Consider the following 24,305-nt stretch of genomic DNA (forward strand, 5'->3'; position numbering starts at 1 on the left):
AGTCGATCAATAGTCACAATTACCTATATCAGTAGCTACATGAGAATCTCAAATCGGGATACCCCTTTCGGCAAAACAAATACAAAAAAGACTAAAAGAAGATGACTTTAATTGCGATATAGCAATCATCTTGTTCAGCCAGCAAAGGATATGGCGACAGGTGATTATCAATTGTCAAAGATACAAGATCACAGCATGGCCATTCCTTGAATCACACACGTAGTTCCAAGAAGAACATCATAAGGTCCAAGAAGAATATAAAGAGAGTCGTCGAGTGCCAGCCCTAACCAGACCAAGCAGTATTTCAAAGATAGCTCAAGATACGCAACTCTACCATTGGCTAACCGACGCACCAAGAGCGCTTCCACTCACTACTGGTTCGAGAGGAAAGTGGCTCGGCCTCTTTGTGATAATCGCGAGCATAATGGGTCTTTCGGTCTCGTTGATAACCGACCCGTCGCCCCAAACTCAGATCATTGACATCTTAGATGTTGTCTCATTGCTCTTAGGTGTTGGCATATACATAATTGCGGAAAAAATCCCCCGCGTTGGGATCAATGTTATTGTTCTTGGATGCACCACCACAATTACCATTGAGGTATCCATTGGATACAGCGCCCGTCCGGCCAATCTGGCAATCGTCTTTTATGTATGGGTTGCACTCTATGTATTTTCATTTCTTTCCACCGCCGAATCACTTGGTCATGTCGGATATATCATCGTCGCATATACCGTGGCGCTCATCCTTGGGGCGAGACCACACGAACCTCTGGCGGACTGGATCCTTATCATATCAACTGTGGTAATCGCCTCCATCAGCTCTGGGTATTTAAATTACACGATTCGACAACTTGCAATTACCGATTCGATGACCTCCGCGTCAAATCGCAAGGGATGGGATCTAGTTGCGCCCCGTGAGATCAATAGAGCCCGAAGAAATGGCGGTTTTGTAGTTGTGGCAATGATCGATATGGACGGCTTTAAAGAGATCAACGATACTCATGGCCATCCGATGGGAGATCAAATCCTAATAGATACAGCCAAGGCAATCAGACAAAGCGTTCGCCCATTTGACGTCGTAGCACGTTGGGGCGGAGATGAATTCGCATTTATGGGGCTAGTCTCAAATCGCGACGAAGCCAAAGCCTTTATCGAACGAGTGGTCACCAATGTCCAAAAGGTGAGCCCGCTCTCCTGCGGAGCGGTGGTAGCAACTCCCGATCACGATATTGATAACCTGATTTCAGCTGCCGACGATGCCCTATATCGATCTAAGGGAAACAGTAATAAGCGATTTCACATGGTGTACATTTAATTTATCGGATGATCCGTCAGATAATAGGCCAGTCATGCGGTCTAAACTAAGTTATTCGTTCAATGCTATAAATTTGACGAACAACTCTTTAGGAGATCTAATTGATAAGTTTCGTAGGGGCCGGGCCGGGAGATCCCGAGCTCATTACCATCGCCGGAGCCAAGGCGTTGGCCGTTGCTGACATCGTCATCTGGGCCTCATCACTGGTGCCAGAAACCATTCTCGACCACTGTAGCGCTTCTCCTAGAATCTATGACTCGGCATCGATGACCTTAGAAGACGTGATCGAGGTATATAAAACCGAAAAAGAATCAAATATCGTCCGTCTGCATTCAGGAGACCCTTCTGTCTATGGGGCCATTCAAGAGCAAATAGATATATGCATAGCCCACGGCCTCGACTACAAGATAATCCCCGGCGTTACATCACTAGCTGCAACAGCGGCACGAATCGGCCGGGAACTTACGATACCGAAGGTTTCACAATCGGTCGTCTTCACTCGAATTGCATCTCGAACCTCCGCGTCGATGCCAGAGCGGGAAAAGCTCTCATCCTACGCTAAAATCGGTGGCTCGATTGGAATCTTTTTGTCAATAGCCGATCCCCAGGGAATGCAAGAAGCTCTACTTTGTGAAGATAGCGCCTTTACTATCGAGACTCCAGTCGTAATTGCGATCCGCGTTAGCTGGCCCGACGAAAAAATTATTGAGACCACCTTGGGGAACCTCGCATCTTCCCTAAGAGCAACGGGGGCAAAGAGAACGGTACTTGTCCTAGTCGGCGAAGCCCTTGGGGGTCAGGCGGAACGCTCTCACCTCTATAGGCCAGATTTCGCCCACGTCTTTAGAAAGCGATCGCTTCCTGGTACCACGATTGGTAGAAGAGCAAAAAAGTCGACTTCGGCTCATCTGTGACCAGCCAAAAAGCTTAAGGGGAGATAGTTGTCACCCACTCCAGTCAAGAATTTAAAGAGCGGTTGGACTACTGGAACCTGTGCCAGCGCAGCCGCTAAAGCCTCAGCGATAGCTTTCTGCACCGCCCAAAAGCCCAATGAGATCGAGGTTCCTCTCCCTGATGGTTCAAGGGTATCGTTCATGGTGGGGTGGAACAACGATCAAGCCTTTGTAATAAAAGATGCTGGAGATGACCCTGATTGTACACATGGGGCGATGATATGTGCCTCCTTGACCCAAAGAGCTGACGAAGAAATTTCCTTTCTGGCTGGCGATGGCGTGGGGGTCATCACCAAGGAGGGGCTAGGGCTTCCTCTAGGTGACCCAGCGATCAATCCGGTTCCCCGAAGAATGATAGCCCAGGCAATACGTGAAGTGAGCAATCTCGGTTTCATAGTAACGATTAGTGTCCCCGGTGGCCAGGAGATGGCTAAAAAAACTACAAATGATCGCCTTGGAATCGTCGGCGGGATCTCCATCTTAGGAACTACCGGCATCGTACGACCATTTTCCACAGCTGCCTACCGGGCTTCAGTGGTCCAACAGATCGACGTTGCTGCAGCTCAAGGGGCTAACGAGCTATGCCTGGCGACAGGGTCTCGCAGTGAAGCCTTTGCAATATCGAAACGGCCCGACCTTGACTTGGTCTCTTTCGTTGAAATTGGAGACTTTACTAAAATTGCCCTCAAGCGCGCCAACCACTACGCCTTCGAGAAGGTTACCTGGGTCGGAATGGTCGGCAAGGTCACCAAGATTGCAAGTGGTTTTTTGATGACACATTTTCATCGAAGTGCATTAGACACCACCATCTTGGACGAGGTCTCTAAGATGACTACTACAAACAGTAAAATTCTCACTGCAGCAACAGCCACTGAGACCGCCCGACACTTCTATGAAGTCTGTATCGGCGAAGGCGAGATCGCCCCTTTGGACGAACTAACTCGACGCGCATACCAAAATTGCAAGCTAGAACTTCCAAAAATAAGCGACTTCCAGATGGTGATGTGCGACTTTGACGGATCAATGGAGATTTGCCGTGCCCACTGAGATCTTTATTCTCGGAATTGAGGGCGATCTAACCCAGAGAATTCCTCCTCATTGGCTCGGACAACTAAGAGGAGAGATAGTCATCCTGTCTCGATCGAGCTATCTGAAAAATCTCCAGCTTCCCCCTTCGATTCAGATCGCTTCAACCCATCTCTTTGACGAAGGCTACACCAAAGCACTGATGCAGGCTGTAACATTTGATGGTCCGATCCTAGTTCTAGCTTCAGGAGATCCAGCCTTCTTCGGGCCAATCCCCAGCCTTAGACGGATCTTTCCGGAGGTGCCTCTCCATATCTGCCCTAAGCCATCGTCAATATCTAGGGCCTTTGGACTTTTAGGGATGAATTGGGAAGATGCAGCTGTCATCTCTGGGGTAGGACGCGATCTCGACCTATTCGAAAGAGAACTTGGCGGCCACCTTCGCCTTGGTGTCCACAAGATAGCAGTGTTGACCTCTAAGACGACACCCCCATCCTATGTCGTCCAAAAGATCTATGAATTTTCCCGCACTGACTACGAGATCGAAATCGCAACCGATCTCAACCACTCCAGCCAAGCTATCTATGGTGCTCCATTCGAAATGGATGAGATCGATAAAAAAGCACTCGCAATAGTAATTGCATACCAAAAAGATGCCAAGACTCGAGACTCTCCAGCCGTTTCAACTTCTAAACTTGCCGACGCATTCAATCCAAAATCAAAAAGATTTTCTCAATTTGAATTTGACTCATTTGGATCAATGATCACAAAAAAAGAGATACGCGAATTGGTGGTAGGCAAGATAGCGCCTTGGAGATTGCCATTTGGCACCTTAGTCCTAGATATTGGTGCAGGTTCAGGCTCTGTTGGCCTTGAGGTGGCTAGACAGCGTCCCGACCTTCAATTAGTGGCAATCGAGCGACGGCACGAATCCATTGAAATAATAAAAGAAAATGCATCGCGCCTAGAACTTGCAATCAAGGTCATAGAGGGTGACGCGATCGATTATTTAGATAAGATCTCGACACCAAGCTCAATATTTGTAGGCGGAGGTGGTACCGAAATCCTCGAAGAAGTAGTTAGGCTCTTTGGAACCAAATCGATAATAGTGGCCACTTCAGCGACTCTAGAGAATGCGCAAAGGACCCACGATCTCCTTGGAAATCAGGTAATGGCTCAAATCTATCGAACAACCCCTCTTGGAAAATCCGGCAACCGAATAGATGGATACAATCCAGTCTTTATTTCATGGAATGAGAAAGCGCAACTATGAGCCGCTTTGTATTCACTTTGAAGGATGCAGATCTTGATTTAATTGCGCGACGAATCCCAAATTCACGGCTACTAACTTTCAATCACGAATCACTAGCCGAAAATTGGGAGTCGAAAAACGAACTTATATTGATTATGGCTCTTGGCGCCGCTATACGAATCATAGCCCCGCTTATAACAACCAAATATAAAGACCCAAAAGTAATAGTGATCGATTCAAATGGCGAGAATGTAATTCCGATCCTTGGAGCACACCTAGGAGCTAACCAGAGCGCACAAGAGATTGCCCAGCTTCTAGCGGCTCGCCCAATTATCACCACGAGCTCAGATCTAAGCCAATCCCTAGCAATTGACGCCTTTAGAGGATTTAGAGCCATCGGTCAAGTCGCAGGGTTCATCACAAGCACGAGCCGAGGAGAGAGATTTAAAGTTCTCAATCCAGCTAATCATTGGTTACCCCCAATGCTTAGATCCAAAGCAATGGATGACTCACGATCTCAGTTAAATGAAGTTCTAATATCAAACAAAAAAAGCCAAATAGAGCAGTTTTTACATCAAGACGACTCAACCTTGCGAGTCGTCTTGATTCCAAAAAATTTGGTCTTAGGAGTTGGCGCCTCCAGCGACGCAAGTAGTGGCGATTCTCGCCTTCTGCTAGATGAGGTCCTTGGCATCTTTGACATAACCCCCGAGGCTCTAGCTCTCGTCGCCACCATCGATAAACGAGCCAACCACCCAGCTATCTGCGGATTAGATCTTCCAATTGCCAGCTTTAGCCCAAGCGAGCTAGACAAGATAACGACTCCAAATGGCAACGAATTGGTTCGATCTTTTGTGGGCACCACCTCGGTAGCCGAAGCGTCCGCACTGCTTAGCTCCAAGGCCAATCAACTGCTAATTGAAAAACAAAAGGGGCCAAAGGTCACAATTGCAATTGCCGAAGCGCTCCGAGAGGGACACCTAAGCATCTGCGGATTGGGGCCTGGCTCTATGGATCTCGTGACGCCCAAGACGATAAGGGCTCTATTGGATGCCGATGTTGTAATTGGCTTTGATGGCTACATCAACCAAATCGAACATCTCCTCAATCCTTCTCAACTGATCCTCTCTTCACCGATTGGCCAGGAGACAAAACGCGCACAAGAGAGCCTTTCTCATCTAAGAATGGGAGACAATGTAGCTTTGGTTGCTTCAGGGGATCCCGGAATCTACGCCCTTGCAACATTAGTTCTTGAGCTAAAAAACGAGCTCCCACTTGAAGATCGCCAAAGCAGTTCGATCTCAGTCTTACCAGGAGTGACAGCTGGTCTTTCAGCAGCATCGCTATTGGGCGCCCCTCTCGGCCACGACCACTGCTATATCTCCCTGAGCGACCTCATGACGCCATGGAAAATAATTCGAAAGCGGATTGAAGCTGCCGCTGAGGCAGACTTTGGAATCGTCTTTTATAATCCAAGATCCAAAGAACGCAATTGGCAACTCAACGAGGCGCTAACTATAATTGCCGCTTCACGCCCGGGCACTACCCCGATCGGGATAGTAAAAGATGCCTATAGGCCAAACCAAGAGGTAATAGTTACCACCCTAGATGAGATCGACACCGACATAGTTACGATGACTACTACAGTGGTCGTGGGCTCCTCAACAACCTTTATTGTCGATGGATTGATGACCACTCCAAGAGGATACCTCTCAAAATGATGCAGCGGATACCTCTCAAAATTACCCAGGCGCTACCTCTCAAAATTACCCAGGCGCTACCTCTCAAAATTACCCAGGCGCTACCTCTCACAGACAAAAGACAATTAAAAGCAGAGGTCATCGCTGAGTCAAACTCGATTCAAAAAATCGCATTTGACCTTGACACCTGTTCAGGATGCGGCGCCTGTATTAGAACTTGTCCCCAAAGAGCAATTCATGGATCAACCATTGGCATCTTCATCGATGAGGATCTTTGTAATAGTTGTGGCGAATGCGTCGAAATCTGTCCCAAGGGATCTTTAGTCTTTTGTTCACCACCTGGTCAAACCTAATCTGACTTTTCAAATCCGTTGACAAGCCCCAAGATTAATGAAGAGTTCACTCGATCTAACCCTCTTCAAAGAATTAGATCGGTGTCATCGAAACAGCCTATCGATTTCACCAAAAGCCAAAATAAAGGTAACAAATAATGCCCAATCCCCCAGTAATATCGTCATTGAAGTGAAGAGCATCAACCGGTACCTCCAGCAAATGGCTGGTAACGACATTGAAGATAAAAGCATGGCAATTATCGCTCAAAGTGTAAACCTTAACGGCTTTGATCGATATGAGCGCGAAGTTGCTGCAAGGGTTATCCATGCCTGCGCGGATCCAACGATTTTAGAGACGCTCTCATTTTCAGATGGCTCAGTCGCCAAGGCTGTCAATTGCCTCGCTAACTCTAGAGCTAAGGTAATTACCGATGTTGAAATGACACGGCGAGCCCTCTATTGGAGAGAGACGATATGTGGCCTCGACCAAGTGGAAACTCCCGATCAAAACAAGACTCGGACACAGACAGGTATAGAGAATGCCCTACTAGAGTCGCCCTCTGATCCAATAGTCGTCATCGGATGTGCCCCAACAGCACTCTATTCAGTAATTGAACTGTGGGAAAAAGAAAGAATTGATCCGACTTTAGTCGTCGCACTTCCCGTCGGCTTTGTAGGTGCAGCAGATGCGAAAAAACTCTTGCAAGAAAGCGAGATCCCCCAAATCTCCAACATAGGGCCCCGTGGAGGCTCAGCTATGACAGCGGCGGCCTTCAACGCCATTGCGAGAATGGCAAAAGGCTCCTTCGTGCTAGAAGAAGCCTTAAATCGAATTACCCCAAAGGCCAACGAAACGAGAAGACCCAAATGACAAACGAGCTAAGCGACATCTTTATTGTCGGCCATGGAACAAAATCTGCAATGGGACAAGAACAACTAAGGACCCTAGTGGAAATGTGTAGTAAGCACTTCCAGGGACGCAAGGTTGGATATGGCTATTTAGAACTGGCAGATCCACATCTTGAAACCGCACTTAGGGGCTTCATTACCAAAGATACAAAAGAAATCACAGTGATACCTTTGGTGCTCTTAGGTGCTGGCCACGCCAAAAGTGACATAGCTGGAGCAGTCGAGGCTGCCCGAGGCGAATTTACTACCATTGAATTTCGCTATGGTCGAGATCTCTCGATAAGTATCGAGTTGATCGATGCATTCATGGAGCGCTACCGCCCTATCGACCCCAGCCAAGAAAAAGACGAGGAGGCGATCCTCCTTGTAGGACGAGGTTCAAGTGATCCTGATGCAAATTCAGAGGTCGCAAAGATAGCCAGGATGATCACCGAGATACACCAGATCTCTATTGTGGAAAGTGCATTTATATCCCTAACCACTCCCAGCGTCCCCCAAGGTCTAGAGCGCGCCTATCGCCTTGGCGCGAAAAGAATTACAGTACTACCATATTTTCTCTTTGCTGGCGCATTGATCGATCGAATTTCCCAACAGGCAAAAGAATGGAGTGTTACACACCAAGATGTCACCTTGGGCATCCATGGTGAACTTGGACCTCACGAAGTGCTGGTGGAGTTAATCGCCCAGCGCATAGCCGAAGCCGATGGGGACAGGGTCCAAATGAGTTGTGATCGTTGCATCTACAGAATTCGAACAAAAAACTTCGAGTCAAACTTTGGACAGCCACTGGTGGTGGCATATCCGAACGACAATCATCACCACCACCATTAATGGTGGTCATATCGCCACTTTCACGACAAGCCTATACTTTTGGCGCGGTTACCTTTAGCCTCCTTGGCACTAAAAGTTATGGGCCTCCCACAAAGCCTCCATTGGAATATAGGAGCTGACCATTTATCCAACCGCCTCGTGGCGAGCAGAGAAAAGAGACAAGATTTGCAACATCTTCTGGCTCCCCAACACGCCCCAGTGCAGTTTTACTCTTAATCAAATCAATAAGCTCAGGAGACATCCAGCCCGTATCGGTAGCTCCAGGATTTATCACATTCGATCGAATTCCCAATTCAGAAAGTTCATGGGCAGCAGCTAAAACAATTCGATCGAGCCCGCCTTTGGTAGCGCCGTAGGGGAGATTGAAGGCTGTGTGGTCGCTGGTAAGTGCGACAATGCGGCCTTGATCTGGCGCTAAGCTCCAACGAGTTGCAAACTCTCGAATCAAAAGCCAGCTTGCACGCATATTTACCTGAAAATGACGATCGAAGCTCTCAAGTGTCGTATCCATAATCGATGAATCCACAGACTCACAATGCGAAAGAACCAACACAGCCACAGGACCCAATTTCGAGTTGACCATATCAAAGATCATCGATGGAACAGAGAGCTCCGAAAGGTCGGCTTCTATGCCAATACTTAGTCCTCCCAAGTTGGCGATATAGTTGCTAAGTTCGCTGTTATGCTCAGGATCGGCTCCCCAAGGCATCGATTCGTCATATCGGCTCCAGTAGGTGTAGGCGATATCAAAACCATCCCGAGCTAGAGCCTTAGCAATCGCGCTTCCAATGCCTATTCTTCTGCCGACTCCCGTTATTAGCGCCACTTGCCTTGGTGCCATCGCATGCGCCCTCCTACCCTTTTGTAATGGCCAACTTCGAAATCATCACCGCTATTTATCGCAATCCATAAGATCGCCTCAGCTAAAGGGAAATCCCAAATCCCAACAGATACCGTCACGCCTAACAATCCTCATCTACCAAGTTATCTCTACATATGGCAACGGCCATTAGAAAATGCATGAATGTGGCAACGAAAATTACTACGGAATGACCACCTAGCGTGACGGCCCACTCTCGGTCTCTGGAACCTTCGAGGCAACTATCCCAAACCCATCGGAGACTGTCGCATTCGGCCTGCAACTACGACTCTGCGTCTCTGACGACGCGCAACCGGTAGTTATAACCAACTGTGGACCAACTCATCTTTGTCTTCTAGCACATGGCTACATACTTGCCTAAATGAAGATCAAATCCATAACAACCTAATCCAAATAACAACATCGTCTAGCATTGTAGCTATCACGTCGTGTGGTCTCCTTGGTACGCAAGATCAGTTATCACCAACAATACACCACAGTACCGCCAACATTGAAAAGAGCATTCCTACAATCAGCTAAAGGAGATCATTACCCAGGCTCCCTTTCGAGAAAGGGGTCGAATTGACTGAATTCAAGACCACCTCTGATCGCCTACATCCTCTCGTAGGCGTCGATCTGAAGCACGAAATTGGTAATCTCGTCGCGGAATCAGGGGTCGTTCTCTCGACTTATAGCGCGATAAGTCTCCACGTCTTAGTTACAGAGTCGCCAACGCTGTGGACAAACTCATACTGATCGCTAAAGGCCGACGACGCCCCGCTAGAAATCATCGAGCAGTACATGGCTAATCAGCGCAACGTTTGAGCACAGTTCTTTAGGGCTTCGCCCCAGTGGGGCTCTACATCTCCATGGCTAGTGCCATGGAGATTCTGCCCCACACCCATTGCGCTAACCCACAACTATGCAAGTTACACGTCAGAGGCGGCAATCATCGACTCGTATCGGTTCCGTCTCTATGGGATATGATGCAAGGCGCTGAAGTGGCGAGGTTACCACGACAAAAGGAGTGCCTATAGATCCGTAGACATTTCAGAACATCAGGATTATCCCAAATGGATAAAAACCTCTTCACTTTAAAGCACTCCACATTTGAAGCCGAAATTGGATTATGCCTAATCAAACCCAACGTCCGTGATAGGCACTATCGCCATAATCTCAAACAAAGAGGCCGAAGAAAATCAGTTATATCCAATTGCGATAATCAAACCCCGGGAAAAACGAGCTTAAGGGAATCGTCATAGCTCAAAACCTATAAGTGCAAAGATTGAATCCTGTTCACCTACCGAGTTGAATGTTCACCCACCGAGTTAACTGGTCATAATAAATTAATAAAAACACGACTTAAAATGGCGGAACACAGCTTAAAAATATAATTTACTCGATTGGACCAACCGAGTCAAAGGCGCAAATAGTAGCTGCCATGTCGACTAGTGACGTTCCAGCGACATATTAAAATAGCTACAAGTATGCAACTTGGGCTTCGATTGAGCGCGCCACTAGCCCCTGTGGGAATCAGCTCACCATCGCACACAGGACATGGCTCATCAATCAATCACCCACTGCGCATAAAAACATCGAATCTTCCCTTATTGTTACAGACCTGGATCCAATTGGATTAAATGGATTATTTCATAAAATCACTAGCGCTAAAGTAAAACTTTTGAATAGTTAATGTTGATACGATATGGCATCATCTAATAATAATTATCCCGGTAAATCAACTAACGAACAATCATAGATCCAAGCAGGTGAAGCAAAATCAGGTTAAATCCAAAAATAATCAGGTATGTCAACACAGTCGACATAGAGTCGACTGCTGGAGGAGACATTGTCACTGATAAAGTCCACGTGATTCAAAAATAAGAAAGTAACGGCCTAGGACTTGTTTAAAAATCACATTTTACTATTTCAAATATGGCCCATTCTCCGTCTTTGGATAATTCTCATGGTTCAAAATAACTGTAGCTAAGGCTACAGATAAAATTCTAGGAGAGGGTCCGGACCAAAACAATCCCTCACCATACCATGGCCATACAAAGCAGGCCAAATGCCAAAGCCGTAGCTGCACGATTAAACGAACTAGAGATAAACACGGCTAAGACAAGCATGCAATTGAATAGATAGATAGATCAAGAGCAGGGTAGAAATTTTTGAGGCAGCAGTGGTGAAGTTAGCCCTGATCTAGTCCCATCCCAAAAACTAATAAGCCTCATCATCTTCGCAGGTAGAAAAGTTTTTAAAAATATTTTCCGCAATTGACTTGAAAGTGCCATTACTAGTGAATAATATTACTTCTAGTGGAAGCGCTTCCACGGCTCGAATTACCTTGGGGAAGGTAGAGCCAGTGAACGCACAAAGGGGGAAACCACGTGCTAAAACATTCGAGAGTTAACATATTTGATGTTGCTAACCATGCTGGCGTCGCCGTTTCCACCGTTTCCAGAGTGCTAAATGGAAGCACTAAAGTTTCAGATGCAACACGTACAAAAGTACTTCTTGCGATCGAGACACTTGATTTTAAACCAAGTCGCCTCGCCAGCAGCCTATCTAAAGGAAGATTCGACAACGTCGCTATCGTGGCGCCGTTTCTCACTCGACCCTCAGTCGTAACTAGAATCGATGGCGCACTTGATTTCTTAGACCAAACGGGTCACAGCACAGTGCTCTACAGCGTCTCCAAAACATCTCAGCGCGACCACTACTTCGAAGCACTAATGGATCAACATGAAGCAACCGGTGTGATTGTGATATCTGTTCCGATGATGCCCGAGCATATACGAAAGTTCCAATCCGCTGGAGTCGCGTTGTCCCTTGTCGACACGATTGGCGAAGGAACCGCTCAGGTCACAATAGATGATCAATTGGGTGGACGCCTAGCTACTAACCACCTCATTGAAGAAGGACATAGCCGTATCGGTTTCATCGGCGATCTAATCAAAGGGGAAAGCCTCAAATTCTCGTCTTCTCGCGAACGACTCATTGGAATGGTCCAAGCACTAACGGCCAATGGATTGACCCACGATGAATCCTTGGTCAAGTTAGGTGATCATAGCGCTGAGGCAGCTCGAGTATGCGCCCAGCAACTCTTGGAATCAGCCAATCCACCGAGCGCAATATTCGCCGCATCAGATACACAGGCTATAGGAGCACTGGTGGCGGCTGAATCTTTGGGACGCAAAGTTCCTCAAGATTTGGCCATAATTGGCTTTGACGACCTAGAAGTCACCAGCCTTTTGGATCTCTCAACCGTGCGCCAACACTTACATGAGAGCGGAAGGCTCGGGGCCCAGCGACTAACCACTCTCATGGAGGGCAAAAAAATCGACGAACCAACACTCCTGATGGACATCGAGGTGGTCGTTCGCTCTAGCACTAAAGGAGAACGGGGGTCAAGCCTGAGTCGAATTATCTCGTAATTCAAATTCTTAAAAGGTAAAAAAACGATCGAGGTTATGGTCTTGGGCCACTTGGTAATTCGCGCCCAATACCTAACGCTCGATCGATGCTTATAGCTTCGCAGAAGCACGAAAGGAAGTCTAGATGAAAATCCATAGCAAATCTACGGTGAAGAGGAACCCTCGTAAAAGGGCGGGCAAATATGCAATAACCATCGCTACATCTGCTTTAGTATTAAGCGCTTGTGGCTCATCGTCAACATCTTCATCATCGGCCTCGACCTCAGCATCTGGGACCTCAGGCGGCATAACCACTATCAATTGGTGGGCGAGCCCCCTTGGTGGCGCAGGCGATCGCCAAAAGCTAATCACTGCCTTTGAAGCGGCAAATCCAAACATAAAGATCAAACTGATCTCCGCTCCAACGAACACAGATACAAATCGAGCCCAACTTATCACCCAGATCTCTGGGGGTGCCACAACACCTGACGTCTTTATGGGGGATGTGATTTGGCCGGCTCAATTCGGAGCCCATGGCCTTGCGCTACCGTTGAGCAAATACCTACCGGCGAGCTATTTTGCTAAATTTGCACCTGGACTAGTATCTGGAGCATCCTATAAGGGTCAGGTATATGGATCACCACTCTTTTCAGACCAAGGCTTTCTCTACTATCGCAAAGATCTTTTAGCCAAAGCGAATCTACCAGTTCCAACGACATGGCCACAACTCGAATCTGAAGCGGTAACCCTCGTCAAAGATGGTTTAGTTCAAAACGGCTTCGTTTGGGAGGGGAACTCCTACGAGGGCCTGACTTGTAACTTTATGGAATATCTCGCTTCGGCAGGTGGAACCGTTGTCAACTCAGGATATAGCGCGTCGACTATCAATTCCGCAGCCGGGCTAAAGGCACTCACCTTCATGCGAAGCCTAATTACCAGTGGCGCCAGCCCTGCCTCTGTCACTACAATGCAAGAACCACAAGCCGAATCAACGTTCGTAGCCGGCAATTCCGCCTTCTTGAGAAACTGGACATATGCATGGGCTGACTCCCAAAACCCCGCCACTTCAAAGGTGGTCGGCAAAGTTGGAGTGGCCCCTCTCCCAACCTTCCCAGGTCAAAGTGGACCTGGTTATTCAAACATTGGTGGGTGGAACTTGTATGTCAACCCTCATACCAAGCACCTTCAGGCCGACCTAACCTTTTTGAAGTGGATGTCAGGAACTGCAGCCCAGACCACTTTAGGAAACCTGTCCTTTATTCCTACAGTGGAATCCGTTCGTCAAGCCTTTGCTTCGTCGACGACGGCTCCTCCTCCGCTTCAGATAGCTGCAAAGACCAAACTGGTACCTCGTCCTTCGGGTACGCCAAACTATGCTGCGGTTAGCCAAGCAATCTACGCCAATGTAAATGCCGCTCTTTCGGGTTCCACCTCGGTAGCTTCAGCGCTTTCAACCGCTTCATCTCAGATGAACTCAGCGTTGGGTGGCGGCCTCTAACCCCCCCATAGCGATGTGCCCCTTGGAGTTTTCAACTCATGCATGCTTAGCCATGTATGAGTTGAAAACGACTGCCACCCCCAGGTCAAGGGGCACAAACAATTGACAACGGGTTCAGCCGTATCAATATAGAAGCAATCTATCTAAAACAGCGAGGTGAAAGATACCCATGGTTGCAACAGAAACGAAAGTCACAGAAGCCACGCCTACTTCAAAAGCCGCTTCGAAAAAGCTCCGAGATCGAAATCAAATCCTACTGGCGCGCCTCGGATGGCGCTTCACCACACCTTCACTGCTAATAGTTGGCCTTGTTACAATCTTCCCAATCTCTTTCTCAGTAATCCTAAGTCTCTCAAACGTAACCCTTTCAGGAAACGGCTTTTCGCTTGGGGGCTTTACCTTCAACAACTTCTCGATCTTGATTCACTCATCTGAGTGGCGTTACGCTTTAGCCTTTACAATCTTCTATACCATTGTTTCGGTCCTAGTGGAGGTAATACTAGGAACAATGATCGCGCTTTTGATGGAACGCCTTTCCGGAGGACGCGGTCCCATGATGGCCCTGCTACTCCTGCCTTGGTCGATAATCACCGTAATATCGGCCGAGCTTTGGCAATATATATTTCAGGGTTCCTACGGCGTCATGCAACAGATCTTTAGCGCCGTCGGCCTCGGCAAACCGGTCTTTCTCGGAAGTCCCACGCCAGCCATCATCTCAATGATGATTGCCGACATCTGGAAGACAACACCCTTTGTGGCGGTAATCGTCCTAGCGGGTCTCGTGATGCTACCCGGCGATGTCTTTGAAGCAGCCGCAGTGGACGGATGCTCTGGATGGGTTATGTTCTGGAAGATAACCTTCCCTCTGCTGCGACCAACAATTGCCATCGCGGTCCTATTTAGGATCTTACAAGCGTTTGGAATCTTCGACCTCCCATTCGTTTTGACTGGTGGAGGGCCCGGGACTTCTACTACCTCCTTGGCAATCCTGGGGTACAAAGCCATGTTTCAAAACCTACAATTCGGACCTGGTTCTGCAGTTGCGGTCAGTGCTACGGGCCTGGTTTTAATCGGTTGCCTTTCATTTCTAAAGGTCTTCAAGAGCCAAGTGAACAACGGGGAGTAGCCAAAGATGGAACGTAAGAAAAAAACCGGTTTCGCTCGATATATCAACTTGGTAAATCTCGGAGTCTTCGTAGTCGTCACATCGGTGAGTTTGCCGATCTACTGGCTAGTTATCTCAAGCCTCAAACAACCAGTGGCAATAGGTGCATCGCCACCTCAATATATCCCCTCTCCGTTTAGCTTTGCAAACTATCAGCAGGCATTCAGTCAATACGGCTTCAGTCAATACTTCATCAACTCAATGATCGTGACCGTAGCTGCTACCATTTTGGTATTGGGACTGGGATCTCTAGCGGGCTACGGCTTGGCACGACTTCCAATGCGAGGCAAAACCACGATCATGTTGACGCTTTTGGTCATTTCGCTATTTCCAGGAATTGCAGTAATTCCGCCCCTATATCTAATGATGCGCACTATTGGATGGTTAAACAGCTATCAGGCGCTCATAGTTCCCTACACCGCTTTCAATCTACCCTTTGCCATTTGGATCCTGAGAAACTACTTCCTGGGACTACCAAAAGAGATGGAGGAGACGGGACGAATAGATGGCGCATCCCCACTTCGCATCTACTGGTCGATCATCTTGCCACAAGCGTTGCCGGGCCTCTTCACAGCTGGAGTCTTCACCTTTACAGCGTGTTGGACGGAATTTCTCATGGCACTAACCCTCAACAACTCGAACAGTTTTAGAACCATACCTGTAGGAATCGCACTCTTTGGCACACCATTCAATATTCCCTATGGAACAATATTTGCAGCTAGCGTTGTAGCAGTTGTACCGATTGGAATTCTCGTATTTGTCTTCCGCAAGTCGGTGGTCTCCGGTTTGACCTCCGGGGCGGTAAAGGGCTGAGGAAAACGCCACAATTTTTATAAGGAAAGCTGAATTAATTGACAGATATTGACCTTAAGGCACAAAGACACTGGTGGGATGGATCACTGATCTATCACATCTATATTCGATCCTTTAAGGATGGCAACGGAGACGGGCTAGGAGATATAATCGGTGCCCACGAAATGCTACCGTATCTAAACTGGCTCGGCGTAGGCGGCATCTGGCTTTCACCGAGTATGCCCTCTCCAGATCGAGATTGGGGATACGACGTAGCCGACTACAAAGGCGTCCACCCCTCTATAGGTACAATGGAGGAGCTAGAGCGCTTCATATCAACAGCAGCAGAGTTAGGAATCCACGTACTTCTAGACCTTGTCCCTAACCACACGAGCGACCAACATGCCTGGTTCATTGAGTCTAAGGGTAACCCAAAGTCAAAATATCGAGACTACTACGTTTGGGCAAAGGGCAAGGGGCCGAACCAGCCACCTAATAATTGGATCGATGCAACTGGTTCGAGCGCATGGACCTTTGACGAAGCTTCCGGGGAATATTATCTCCACAACTTCTTAAAGAGTCAACCGGATCTGAACTGGTGGAATCCACAAATTCATCGAGAGATGGATGAGATCGTTCAATTCTGGTTCGCGAAGGGTGTGGCGGGATTTCGAATCGATGTAGCGCACGGCCTCTACAAGGACAAAGACCTAAGAGACGACCCAATTGCACCTCCTGAAGATACGGTGAATGAACGGTTCAACTTGATAGAAAAATATTCGAAAAATCAACCCGAGGTCCACGATGTCTATCGGAGATGGAGAAACTTAGCAGAGTCGTACTCTCCACCGCGTCTACTACTGGGTGAAACCTGGGTGGATGGCTTAGAAGGGTTGGCGAAGTTTTACGGAAAAAACGATGAACTTCAAATGGCCTTCAACTTCCTCTTTACCTTCTCGAAGTTCGATGCCAGCTCTCTTAGGAAGTCCATCGCCGAGACACTAAGACATCTCCCTGAGGGATCTACTCCCGTCTGGACTGCTTCGAACCACGATATCTCCCGCTTCCCAACACGATGGGCCAAAGGTGATGCGAAAAAGATCCGAGTTGCACTTACAATCCTTGCCACCCTTCCGGGCACGTTAGTCATTTACTATGGTGACGAACTTGGGTTTGGTGACGAAGCGGTACCACCAAAGATGATGCGGGACGAAATGACAGCGGGCATACCAGGTACTCGATTTGAAAGAGATAGCGCAAGACTACCAATGTCGTGGAACTCTAGTGCAAATCGTGGCTTCAGTGATGGCGACAGCGCTCCGTGGTTACCATATAGAGCAAATGACTATCAAGATGTGGCCTCGCAAATGGCCAATAGGAATTCGATCCTTCACTACGCTCGAGAACTATTTGCATTGCGCAAGACGGCCTATGACTTTCGACGAGAACATTTTGCCCTCTTGGAGAGTCCACCCGATGTACTCTATTACCGAACCGGGCGTTCTTATGTTGCCTCAAACCTTTCAGATGCAACGATAATTGCACACTGCGACCCAAATTCAATCGTCCTACACAGCCTAGATAACACAAGCTGGGAGGTCCAAAGTGATACAATTCAACTAGCGGGATGGGAGTCCGTGATTTCGACTCAAGAGCTACGTTTTACTTTTTAAGACAAAATCATTAGTCAAAGACCAAAGAAACCGCTGGTCTTAGCCATTTAAACAAATGGTGGCCACCAGCGGTAAAGACCGAAAAATTGCGAGAAACTACTACCTAACTGGGGGACGCAACCGTGGCAACTATCAATCTAGAAAATATTAAAAAGATCTATCCAAACGGTTACGAAGCGGTACATGACATCTCTTTATCGATCGCCGAGGGAGAATTTATGGTCCTAGTTGGCCCGTCAGGATGTGGGAAGACCACGCTACTCCGCATGGTTGCCGGACTCGAAGATATCTCACACGGATCTTTAAAGATCGGCGAGAAAGTAGTCAACGAAGTATCACCCAAAGACAGAGACATCGCGATGGTATTTCAAAACTATGCCCTTTATCCCCACATGACGGTAGCTGAAAATATCGGCTTTGCCCTGAAACTCAAGAAGCTGCCCAAGGAAGAGATCGGCAATAAGGTACGTGCCGCCGCAGAACTTCTTGGTCTGACCGAATGGTTGGACCGTAAGCCTCGGGAACTCTCTGGGGGCCAACGCCAACGTGTAGCCATGGGCCGAGCAATAGTAAGGGAGCCTTCGGTTTTTTTGATGGACGAACCTCTTTCAAACCTCGATGCCAAGCTTCGAGTGAAGATGCGTTCTGAAGTCCTAAAGATTCAGCGCCAGCTTGGCGTAGCAACCATGTACGTTACCCACGATCAGACCGAGGCTATGACCATGGGAGACCGCGTGGCGGTTCTAAATAGCGGCAATCTCCTCCAATGCGATACCCCGCAAAACCTATACGACTATCCCATCGACCAATTCGTCGCTTCATTTATCGGATCGCCCGCAATAAACCTCTACCAGGCAGAATTGACTCAGGGCGCCAAGGGACTTATTCTCGCTGGGGAACTCATCGATCTACCTGACAGCGTTCTCGTATCACATCCAATCCTCGAAAGTTACGCAAGCAAGCAAATTACCGTTGGTATTCGCCCCGAGGACCTATCGTTGGCTGACGAATTAGAGACTAATGCGGTAGGTGCTGTAGTGGAAATCGTGGAAGCGCTAGGCTCTGAACTCATCGTTCACTTCACGATAAAAGCTAATTCGATCACCGTTGAGGGTGCGATTGAAGAGGCAGAAACCATAATGGAAAGCAAAGGGGCAGGAGTTGCTCGGATCGAACCACGCGCAATTGTAAAGGCTGGAGATAACGTTCGCCTAAAGCCAAATTCTACCGCTTTTCACTTCTTCGATTCCGTCACCGGGATAGCAATCTACTAACGACTCGACTTTGCCGATTTAACCCTTTCGGCGCTTATATCGCTTCAGGGCTCTAAATGTCTATTGGCACCTTCGTAAAAGATTTTGAAGGTGCCAATCTCCAAAAGACGATGGGCCACAATTTAGTGCCACCGTCCATTGCCACTAGAGATTTCGCCACATAACATTCGTTATCAAGATAATCCAATTAGGCCGAGCTTATGTGATGTCAAAATCATCTCATCGCTAGATCTCTTAATCGGTTAGACCGTAGCAACAATCGAAATAGAAATTCACGATTTAAAGGTTGGCCCAAGGAAGACCAAAACACTTTATGAGCTATGCCTCTTCAATCGCCGACAAAGCCTTTAATTGCTCCACAAAAGCTTCTACATCGATGAGTCGACTAAAAAATTCCTCGTCACATCGCTCTACGGCAACTATGGCCTGATTCGCCAGTTCAGTTCCAGCTTCGGTAGCCGAAAGAAGCCACGCTCTCTTGTCGAGTGGGTCCTGACTTCGAACAATTAGATTCTTTGCCTCAAGGCTCCTCAAGACCTGAGAGGTCATCATCGGATCGATAGATGCAAAGCTTGCTAAATCTCGTTGGTTGATTACCCGCTTGTTCTTAAGCCAAACCAATGAAGCTAGAGCCACAAATTGAACATGGGTCAATCCAAATGGTCGAAGTGCAGCCCTTTGAGATGCCTGCCAACGATTCGTGGTATACCAAAGTAAAAAGCCAGGACTCGCCTGTGGCGTATCGAATTCACTATCTAAGTTTTGCCGAGGAGCTATCGCCATATCTTGAATCCTTCCCAAATCGAAATAAGCATAGTCAAAATCTAACAATGGCATAGCTAAAGTAATCTTGGTGGCCACTGAAGGTTAAATAGCTCTTGCGATCCGGCAACCAAAGCGGCCCTTATAATCACTGCGAAGTTCTAAAACCTAATTTTCAACCATCTCTACCAGGCGATCTAAACTGGCTTTGGTATTTGAGCGAATACCTGGAGCCAAAATACGTCGCCACATCCAGGTCATTGGCCCTGAAAGTGAAACCGCTACCTCGATGTCGCTTCCACCATCTTCGCGGGCCAAGAGAAAATGACCAAATATCAATTTGGCACCGACCAACCGTGAGCTATTGACAAAAGAGCTACCTAACTCCAATGACTCAATTTTGATAGAAACCTTCGGTCCCCTTTTTGGCTTCATCTCTCCAACGCCACCTTGAATCATAGGTCCCACAAGAGTGGCCCACTCGACATCTAAATCCCAATCACTCCAACTCCCAAGGTCCAGCCAGCGATCGTAGAAAGTCGATGGAGCTACCTTTGAGGACGCTCGAGCTACAGCAATCACTTTTTCCATAAATATATAGTATACGCGCTTATTATATTTTCGTCCCTTGGATCCAAGACCTCGCTCCACGATTCAGCCCTCAAGGTGCTAGGTTACAAATCCGGATATGGAAGTTACCCAACTCTCCAATGGGTAATCAAATCTCTTATGCAAATCTCCAATTCGCTTCTATCATGATTTAAGCAAGATGAAAGTCACGCGTGACAGGTGAGATATGCCCCAAAGCCAAAACGAGATAGCCATCGAAGATTCGACCGGCAATGCGAGAGACGACCAAACCTTAGAATCCAAACCGGCTGCTGTAATCTTGGGAGAAAACCTCGTAGACCTCTTTGTAAGCGAAGATAGCGCTATTAGGGCAATTCCTGGCGGTGGACCGCTAAACGTCGCTAGAACGATCTCTAGATTAAAGGGCCACTCATATCTCTTTAGTCGACTTTCCTGGGACGTCTTCGGGCGCAAGATTCGAGTCGGACTCCAAAAAGACGGAGTAATCCTTGGGCTACCCGATGAAATTCAACTACCCACTCCCCTAGCGGTGGTAAACCAAGACCAAGGTAAGACAACTTATGGCTTCCATCTAGATAGAACCTCCGCTTTTCAAATCAACACGGACGAAGTTAGCGCATTCATGGATCAATGCAAAAGGCCTATCGGCGCAATTTATGCCGGTACTTTAGGACTAGTAGTAGAACCCATGGCTTCTGTAGCAGAGGTAATTTTATCCAGCGCTGCGGAAGATACCCTTGTCGTCATAGATCCAAATTGCAGGCCCACTGCAATCGCCGACAAGGATCTATATATCGCAAGACTCACAAGACTATACAAACGCTGTGATGTCATAAAAGTCAGTGATGAAGATCTGGATTACCTATTCCCCGGGCTAGAGATTGCAAATGCCGCTAAATCGCTTCTTGCTCAAGGGCCACGATGTATCCTCGTAACCCGTGGTGGGGCACCTATAGAGATCTACATTGGGGATCAAACCGCATTCGTAGAGATACCTATTGTTAGGATCGCTGACACCGTAGGTGCTGGAGACGCATTTGTCGGAGGATTCATTGCCTGGTGGTTAAAGTCCAAACTAAGCCGAAATGAAATCAACGACATAGGCCAAGTCACTAAAGCCGCTAAAGCCGCTGCTCTAATAGCTGCTCTAAACTGCACCAAGCAAGGAGCCGAACCCCCGTGGGCCCCTGAGGTATCCTCCATAGAAGGCTGGTCCGATCTGTAGTTTCGAAGGAATGTGAACTTATAAAAGTTAACGCCATTTAAGCTCTCACGATCTAATCGGTATAGTGATTTTTACCAGCCCTAGAGGTGCTGGAAGACGAAGGTGAGCCGCCCTCATAAATCACCCAATTATTGCAATTTCAATCGACGATCGAGAGTTCTCAAAAACAAGCATCCCCGAGTAGGTCCCATCTGGGTCAATTACCAGAACGCTTTGGGTCCAACGAACCCTAATCACCAACCCCAATCTTCAATCGCACAAATCGCTGTATTGGTATTTCTCTGAAAAGTTCCCATCAGGGCGCTAAGTTAGGATCATAGGAAAGTTTTGCTGTCGCAATTTACCATCGATCGCAATTTAACGATTCCGAAGGTAGCAAGTATCGATCAATAGGAGATCAAAGTTGGCCCAAATTACACTTCAAGACCACGAGATCAACGACTTTGTCAAGTCCCTTTCATTACCAGGAATAATCGACATCCATATCCACTTCATGCCAGACAATGTGATGGCGAAGGTTTGGCAATACTTCGAAGATGCCGGCCCTTTAATTGGTCGACACTGGCCCATACAGTACAAAATCAGCCAGTCAGAACGTCTTTCGTTTCTAGATAAAATCGGAGTAATTGCACATAGCGCATTGAACTACCCCCACAAGGCCGATATGGCACAGTGGCTAAATCAATGGAGCGCAGACTTTGCCAAATCACAGAAGTCGGTCATCCATTCAGCCACCTTCTACCCAGAAGAATCCGCACCTCAATATGTAACTTCTGCAATCCAAGAAGGAGCCAGGGTCTTTAAATCCCATGTCCAGGTGGGAAACTACGATCCTAGGGACCCAAATCTAAACGAGGTATGGTCGATCTTAGAAAAATCACAGATACCCATCGTGATACATGCAGGCTCAGGACCAACATCAGGAAGATTTACAGGAGTTGACCCCATCTCATCTGTCTTGGAAAGATTTCCCGAACTGTATCTGATAATCGCGCATATGGGAATGCCTGACTATCTTCAATTCATCGAACTCGCCCAGCGATACCCTAACATTTATCTCGATACCACCATGGCCTTTACCCCCTTCACCCAGGAACAGTCTCCATTTCCTATCTCCTTATTACCCATCTTGCAAAAACTCCAAGATAAAATTCTCTTGGGCAGTGACTTCCCCAATATCCCATATCAATATGCCCTCCAACTTTCATCACTAGCCAACTTAGGTCTTGGCGATGAATGGTTGCGGGCCATCCTCTATGAAAACGCCAAACGTCTCTTTCACGTCGGCGCCTAAAGTAAAACCAACCAGAGACCAATAGATCGCACCGACAGATCTCATCGTACAAACGGACCCAAACCGTGATCTCAACTTGCTTTGCGATATCTAAAATTGCTCAAAAACAAATTAAGGTTCATCACTCTAACATGGATCCGGATCAGCGCTAGGTTCCCATACCTCAAAAATTATCTCGACCAAAAGGTTATGTTTCAAGTGGGTCAATCGCATTTTGAATGGCAGATTCCACTTAAACCCAAGCGATGATACAAGATGTGGGGCCTAGCTTAGCGAGAACTCTAGGAAACGATTCCCGACTAAAAAAGATACATTCCGCATAGATATTACCAAATTTGAAGCGCACAGCCACAACTTATAAAACGGTAACAATCGTCTTCCTTAGGGTCAATCCAAAGCATCGATCTGCTAATCTTATGACAAATTTGCCTTAGAATAATCCCTACAAAACAGGAGTACGGTTTGAATCGCAAAAGTCCGCTGCCACTTTGGTCACAGCTCCTAGAAGACTTACGCAGAAGAATATCTTCTGGCGAATTCACTGAAAGATTTCCAACGGACAAGGAGATGATCGAGCACTATCAAGTCTCACGTCAAACCGTTCGTGAAGCCGTGCGTCACTTGGAACAAGATGGCCTCGTGGTTCGCCATCGCGGGCGAGGAACCATTCTGTCACACTCTCGCTTTGAACAGCGTCTCGGCTCGATCTATTCGCTCTTTCGCGAATTAGAGCGGTGCGGATATCAGCAGAACTCTAAAGTTCTTTTTCAGGGTAGCGTCATCGACGAAGCTTTAGCGTGTCAGTTCCAATTGACCGACGACAACTTCTTCTACCTAGAACGTCTTAGATATGCGGGCGCCTTAGAAGTGGCTCATGACAAGGTGCACATACCAATGAGTTATGCAAAGCCTCTCCTAAATGTAGCCTTTGAGCACACATTCCTTTACGACGAACTTGAACTGCGTTGTCACATCTCGCCCACCAGTGGCGAAGAAAGATTCTCGCCAATCGTCCTACCACCATCAGAATCAGAACTACTCGGTTGTAAATCACCGAGTGCCGCTCTCTCAATCCGAAGAGTCACATATTTCGGCGCGGCTCAACTCGAAGTACGCGACACGATCGTTCGAGGAGACCGATATTGGTTCGTCTCCTCGTTCGACTCCGCCAAAACCTCCAATTCAACGCAATTGAGCCAAACGTTCTATAGTTGACATCCTCGAGAAATATGACTTGGAAGTAACTACACGATAATCAAAAGACAAGGGTGACACAAAGAAAAATTAAATCAATCCTTTATTCAGCCCCTTCGCACCTGTCCCTGCAGAATACTCTGCAATCGAGGGAGGGGAAACAACTCTCGAATTAAAGCGTTATGTCACGAAATTAAAGCAACATTCCTATAGGTCCAAAATTGTCCAACGTCCACATATTGGA

General features: G+C 47.5%; 21 protein-coding genes. 18 read left to right on the forward strand and 3 right to left on the reverse strand.

Annotation, left to right across the window (positions count from 1 at the left end; all coding sequences use genetic code 11):
• The first annotated feature begins 274 nt into the window (after positions 1–274).
• The 8 genes from ACIDITHRIX25_RS77135 to ACIDITHRIX25_RS77170 all read left to right on the forward strand — a co-directional run bounded on the left by ACIDITHRIX25_RS77135 (position 275) and on the right by ACIDITHRIX25_RS77170 (position 8,318).
• Entirely contained in the window at positions 275–1,315 is a 1,041-nt protein-coding gene (locus ACIDITHRIX25_RS77135; protein ID WP_201733092.1) for a GGDEF domain-containing protein, read from the forward strand.
• 101 nt (positions 1,316–1,416) lie between these two features.
• On the forward strand, positions 1,417–2,229 hold the full coding sequence (gene cobM, locus ACIDITHRIX25_RS77140) for a precorrin-4 C(11)-methyltransferase (RefSeq protein WP_052604763.1): 813 nt from the start codon (positions 1,417–1,419) through the stop codon (positions 2,227–2,229).
• Between the two features lie 27 nt (positions 2,230–2,256).
• On the forward strand, positions 2,257–3,315 hold the full coding sequence (locus tag ACIDITHRIX25_RS77145) for a cobalt-precorrin-5B (C(1))-methyltransferase (protein WP_201733093.1): 1,059 nt from the start codon (positions 2,257–2,259) through the stop codon (positions 3,313–3,315).
• On the forward strand, positions 3,305–4,567 hold the full coding sequence (locus ACIDITHRIX25_RS77150; RefSeq protein ID WP_201733094.1) for a bifunctional cobalt-precorrin-7 (C(5))-methyltransferase/cobalt-precorrin-6B (C(15))-methyltransferase: 1,263 nt from the start codon (positions 3,305–3,307) through the stop codon (positions 4,565–4,567). Before ACIDITHRIX25_RS77145 ends, ACIDITHRIX25_RS77150 begins: the two co-directional genes overlap by 11 nt.
• Positions 4,564–6,267 (forward strand): precorrin-3B C(17)-methyltransferase, encoded by a 1,704-nt coding sequence (gene cobJ / locus ACIDITHRIX25_RS77155; RefSeq protein WP_201733095.1) that lies wholly within the window; start codon positions 4,564–4,566, stop codon positions 6,265–6,267. Before ACIDITHRIX25_RS77150 ends, cobJ begins: the two co-directional genes overlap by 4 nt.
• Entirely contained in the window at positions 6,264–6,599 is a 336-nt protein-coding gene (locus tag ACIDITHRIX25_RS77160) for a 4Fe-4S binding protein (RefSeq protein ID WP_201733096.1), read from the forward strand. The genes cobJ and ACIDITHRIX25_RS77160 overlap by 4 nt, the downstream gene beginning before the upstream one ends.
• Before the next feature lie 37 nt (positions 6,600–6,636).
• A complete protein-coding gene (locus ACIDITHRIX25_RS77165; RefSeq protein WP_201733097.1) occupies positions 6,637–7,449 on the forward strand; it encodes a precorrin-8X methylmutase in 813 nt (270 codons plus the stop codon).
• Entirely contained in the window at positions 7,446–8,318 is an 873-nt protein-coding gene (locus ACIDITHRIX25_RS77170; RefSeq protein ID WP_201733098.1) for a sirohydrochlorin chelatase, read from the forward strand. The genes ACIDITHRIX25_RS77165 and ACIDITHRIX25_RS77170 overlap by 4 nt, the downstream gene beginning before the upstream one ends.
• 76 nt (positions 8,319–8,394) lie before the next feature.
• Here ACIDITHRIX25_RS77170 and ACIDITHRIX25_RS77175 read toward each other — a convergent pair whose 3' ends face one another.
• Complete coding sequence (locus ACIDITHRIX25_RS77175; RefSeq protein ID WP_201733099.1) at positions 8,395–9,159, reverse strand: SDR family oxidoreductase; 765 nt, start codon at positions 9,157–9,159, stop codon at positions 8,395–8,397.
• A 600-nt stretch (positions 9,160–9,759) separates the two neighbouring features.
• Between ACIDITHRIX25_RS77175 and ACIDITHRIX25_RS77180 the strand changes: the two genes are divergently transcribed.
• The 7 genes from ACIDITHRIX25_RS77180 to ACIDITHRIX25_RS77210 all read left to right on the forward strand — a co-directional run bounded on the left by ACIDITHRIX25_RS77180 (position 9,760) and on the right by ACIDITHRIX25_RS77210 (position 18,995).
• Positions 9,760–9,933, forward strand: a complete 174-nt coding sequence (locus tag ACIDITHRIX25_RS77180) for a hypothetical protein (RefSeq protein ID WP_201733100.1) — start codon at positions 9,760–9,762, stop codon at positions 9,931–9,933.
• Positions 9,934–11,567: 1,634 nt separating this feature from the next.
• A complete protein-coding gene (locus ACIDITHRIX25_RS77185; protein ID WP_201733101.1) occupies positions 11,568–12,614 on the forward strand; it encodes a LacI family DNA-binding transcriptional regulator in 1,047 nt (348 codons plus the stop codon).
• 124 nt (positions 12,615–12,738) lie between these two features.
• Entirely contained in the window at positions 12,739–14,091 is a 1,353-nt protein-coding gene (locus ACIDITHRIX25_RS77190) for an ABC transporter substrate-binding protein (protein WP_052604772.1), read from the forward strand.
• A 169-nt stretch (positions 14,092–14,260) separates the two neighbouring features.
• Positions 14,261–15,217 (forward strand): carbohydrate ABC transporter permease, encoded by a 957-nt coding sequence (locus tag ACIDITHRIX25_RS77195; RefSeq protein ID WP_201733102.1) that lies wholly within the window; start codon positions 14,261–14,263, stop codon positions 15,215–15,217.
• 6 nt (positions 15,218–15,223) lie between these two features.
• Positions 15,224–16,069: a carbohydrate ABC transporter permease gene (locus ACIDITHRIX25_RS77200; RefSeq protein WP_052604773.1), complete on the forward strand. Its 846-nt coding sequence runs from the start codon at positions 15,224–15,226 to the stop codon at positions 16,067–16,069.
• Positions 16,070–16,107: 38 nt separating this feature from the next.
• Entirely contained in the window at positions 16,108–17,721 is a 1,614-nt protein-coding gene (locus tag ACIDITHRIX25_RS77205) for an alpha-amylase family glycosyl hydrolase (RefSeq protein ID WP_052604774.1), read from the forward strand.
• A 122-nt stretch (positions 17,722–17,843) separates the two neighbouring features.
• Positions 17,844–18,995 (forward strand): ABC transporter ATP-binding protein, encoded by a 1,152-nt coding sequence (locus ACIDITHRIX25_RS77210; protein ID WP_201733103.1) that lies wholly within the window; start codon positions 17,844–17,846, stop codon positions 18,993–18,995.
• 318 nt (positions 18,996–19,313) lie between these two features.
• On the opposite strand, the gene ACIDITHRIX25_RS77215 is transcribed toward ACIDITHRIX25_RS77210, so the two are convergent.
• A complete protein-coding gene (locus ACIDITHRIX25_RS77215; protein WP_052604816.1) occupies positions 19,314–19,778 on the reverse strand; it encodes a MarR family winged helix-turn-helix transcriptional regulator in 465 nt (154 codons plus the stop codon).
• A gap of 147 nt (positions 19,779–19,925) precedes the next feature.
• Positions 19,926–20,348, reverse strand: a complete 423-nt coding sequence (locus tag ACIDITHRIX25_RS77220) for an SRPBCC family protein (RefSeq protein ID WP_152625871.1) — start codon at positions 20,346–20,348, stop codon at positions 19,926–19,928.
• A gap of 205 nt (positions 20,349–20,553) precedes the next feature.
• Here ACIDITHRIX25_RS77220 and ACIDITHRIX25_RS77225 point away from each other — a divergent pair, with 205 nt between their 5' ends.
• From ACIDITHRIX25_RS77225 to ACIDITHRIX25_RS77235, 3 genes are all read left to right on the forward strand, one after another.
• Complete coding sequence (locus ACIDITHRIX25_RS77225; protein WP_052604777.1) at positions 20,554–21,573, forward strand: PfkB family carbohydrate kinase; 1,020 nt, start codon at positions 20,554–20,556, stop codon at positions 21,571–21,573.
• 403 nt (positions 21,574–21,976) lie between these two features.
• Positions 21,977–22,867 (forward strand): amidohydrolase family protein, encoded by an 891-nt coding sequence (locus tag ACIDITHRIX25_RS77230; RefSeq protein WP_201733104.1) that lies wholly within the window; start codon positions 21,977–21,979, stop codon positions 22,865–22,867.
• A 462-nt stretch (positions 22,868–23,329) separates the two neighbouring features.
• Positions 23,330–24,082 (forward strand): GntR family transcriptional regulator, encoded by a 753-nt coding sequence (locus ACIDITHRIX25_RS77235; protein ID WP_052604779.1) that lies wholly within the window; start codon positions 23,330–23,332, stop codon positions 24,080–24,082.
• The last annotated feature ends 223 nt before the right edge of the window (positions 24,083–24,305 follow it).

It is taken from the genome of Acidithrix sp. C25 (assembly GCF_904848545.2).

Coding starts and splice junctions, on each gene's coding strand:
- cobJ (WP_201733095.1), top strand. CDS start 4,564: ATGAGCCGCTTTGTATTCACTTTGAAGGATGCAGATCTTGATTTAATT.
- ACIDITHRIX25_RS77160 (WP_201733096.1), top strand. CDS start 6,264: ATGATGCAGCGGATACCTCTCAAAATTACCCAGGCGCTACCTCTCAAA.
- ACIDITHRIX25_RS77165 (WP_201733097.1), top strand. CDS start 6,637: ATGAAGAGTTCACTCGATCTAACCCTCTTCAAAGAATTAGATCGGTGT.
- ACIDITHRIX25_RS77170 (WP_201733098.1), top strand. CDS start 7,446: ATGACAAACGAGCTAAGCGACATCTTTATTGTCGGCCATGGAACAAAA.
- ACIDITHRIX25_RS77175 (WP_201733099.1), bottom strand. CDS start 9,159: ATGGCACCAAGGCAAGTGGCGCTAATAACGGGAGTCGGCAGAAGAATA.
- ACIDITHRIX25_RS77190 (WP_052604772.1), top strand. CDS start 12,739: ATGAAAATCCATAGCAAATCTACGGTGAAGAGGAACCCTCGTAAAAGG.
- ACIDITHRIX25_RS77195 (WP_201733102.1), top strand. CDS start 14,261: ATGGTTGCAACAGAAACGAAAGTCACAGAAGCCACGCCTACTTCAAAA.
- ACIDITHRIX25_RS77200 (WP_052604773.1), top strand. CDS start 15,224: ATGGAACGTAAGAAAAAAACCGGTTTCGCTCGATATATCAACTTGGTA.
- ACIDITHRIX25_RS77215 (WP_052604816.1), bottom strand. CDS start 19,778: ATGGCGATAGCTCCTCGGCAAAACTTAGATAGTGAATTCGATACGCCA.
- ACIDITHRIX25_RS77220 (WP_152625871.1), bottom strand. CDS start 20,348: ATGGAAAAAGTGATTGCTGTAGCTCGAGCGTCCTCAAAGGTAGCTCCA.
- ACIDITHRIX25_RS77225 (WP_052604777.1), top strand. CDS start 20,554: ATGCCCCAAAGCCAAAACGAGATAGCCATCGAAGATTCGACCGGCAAT.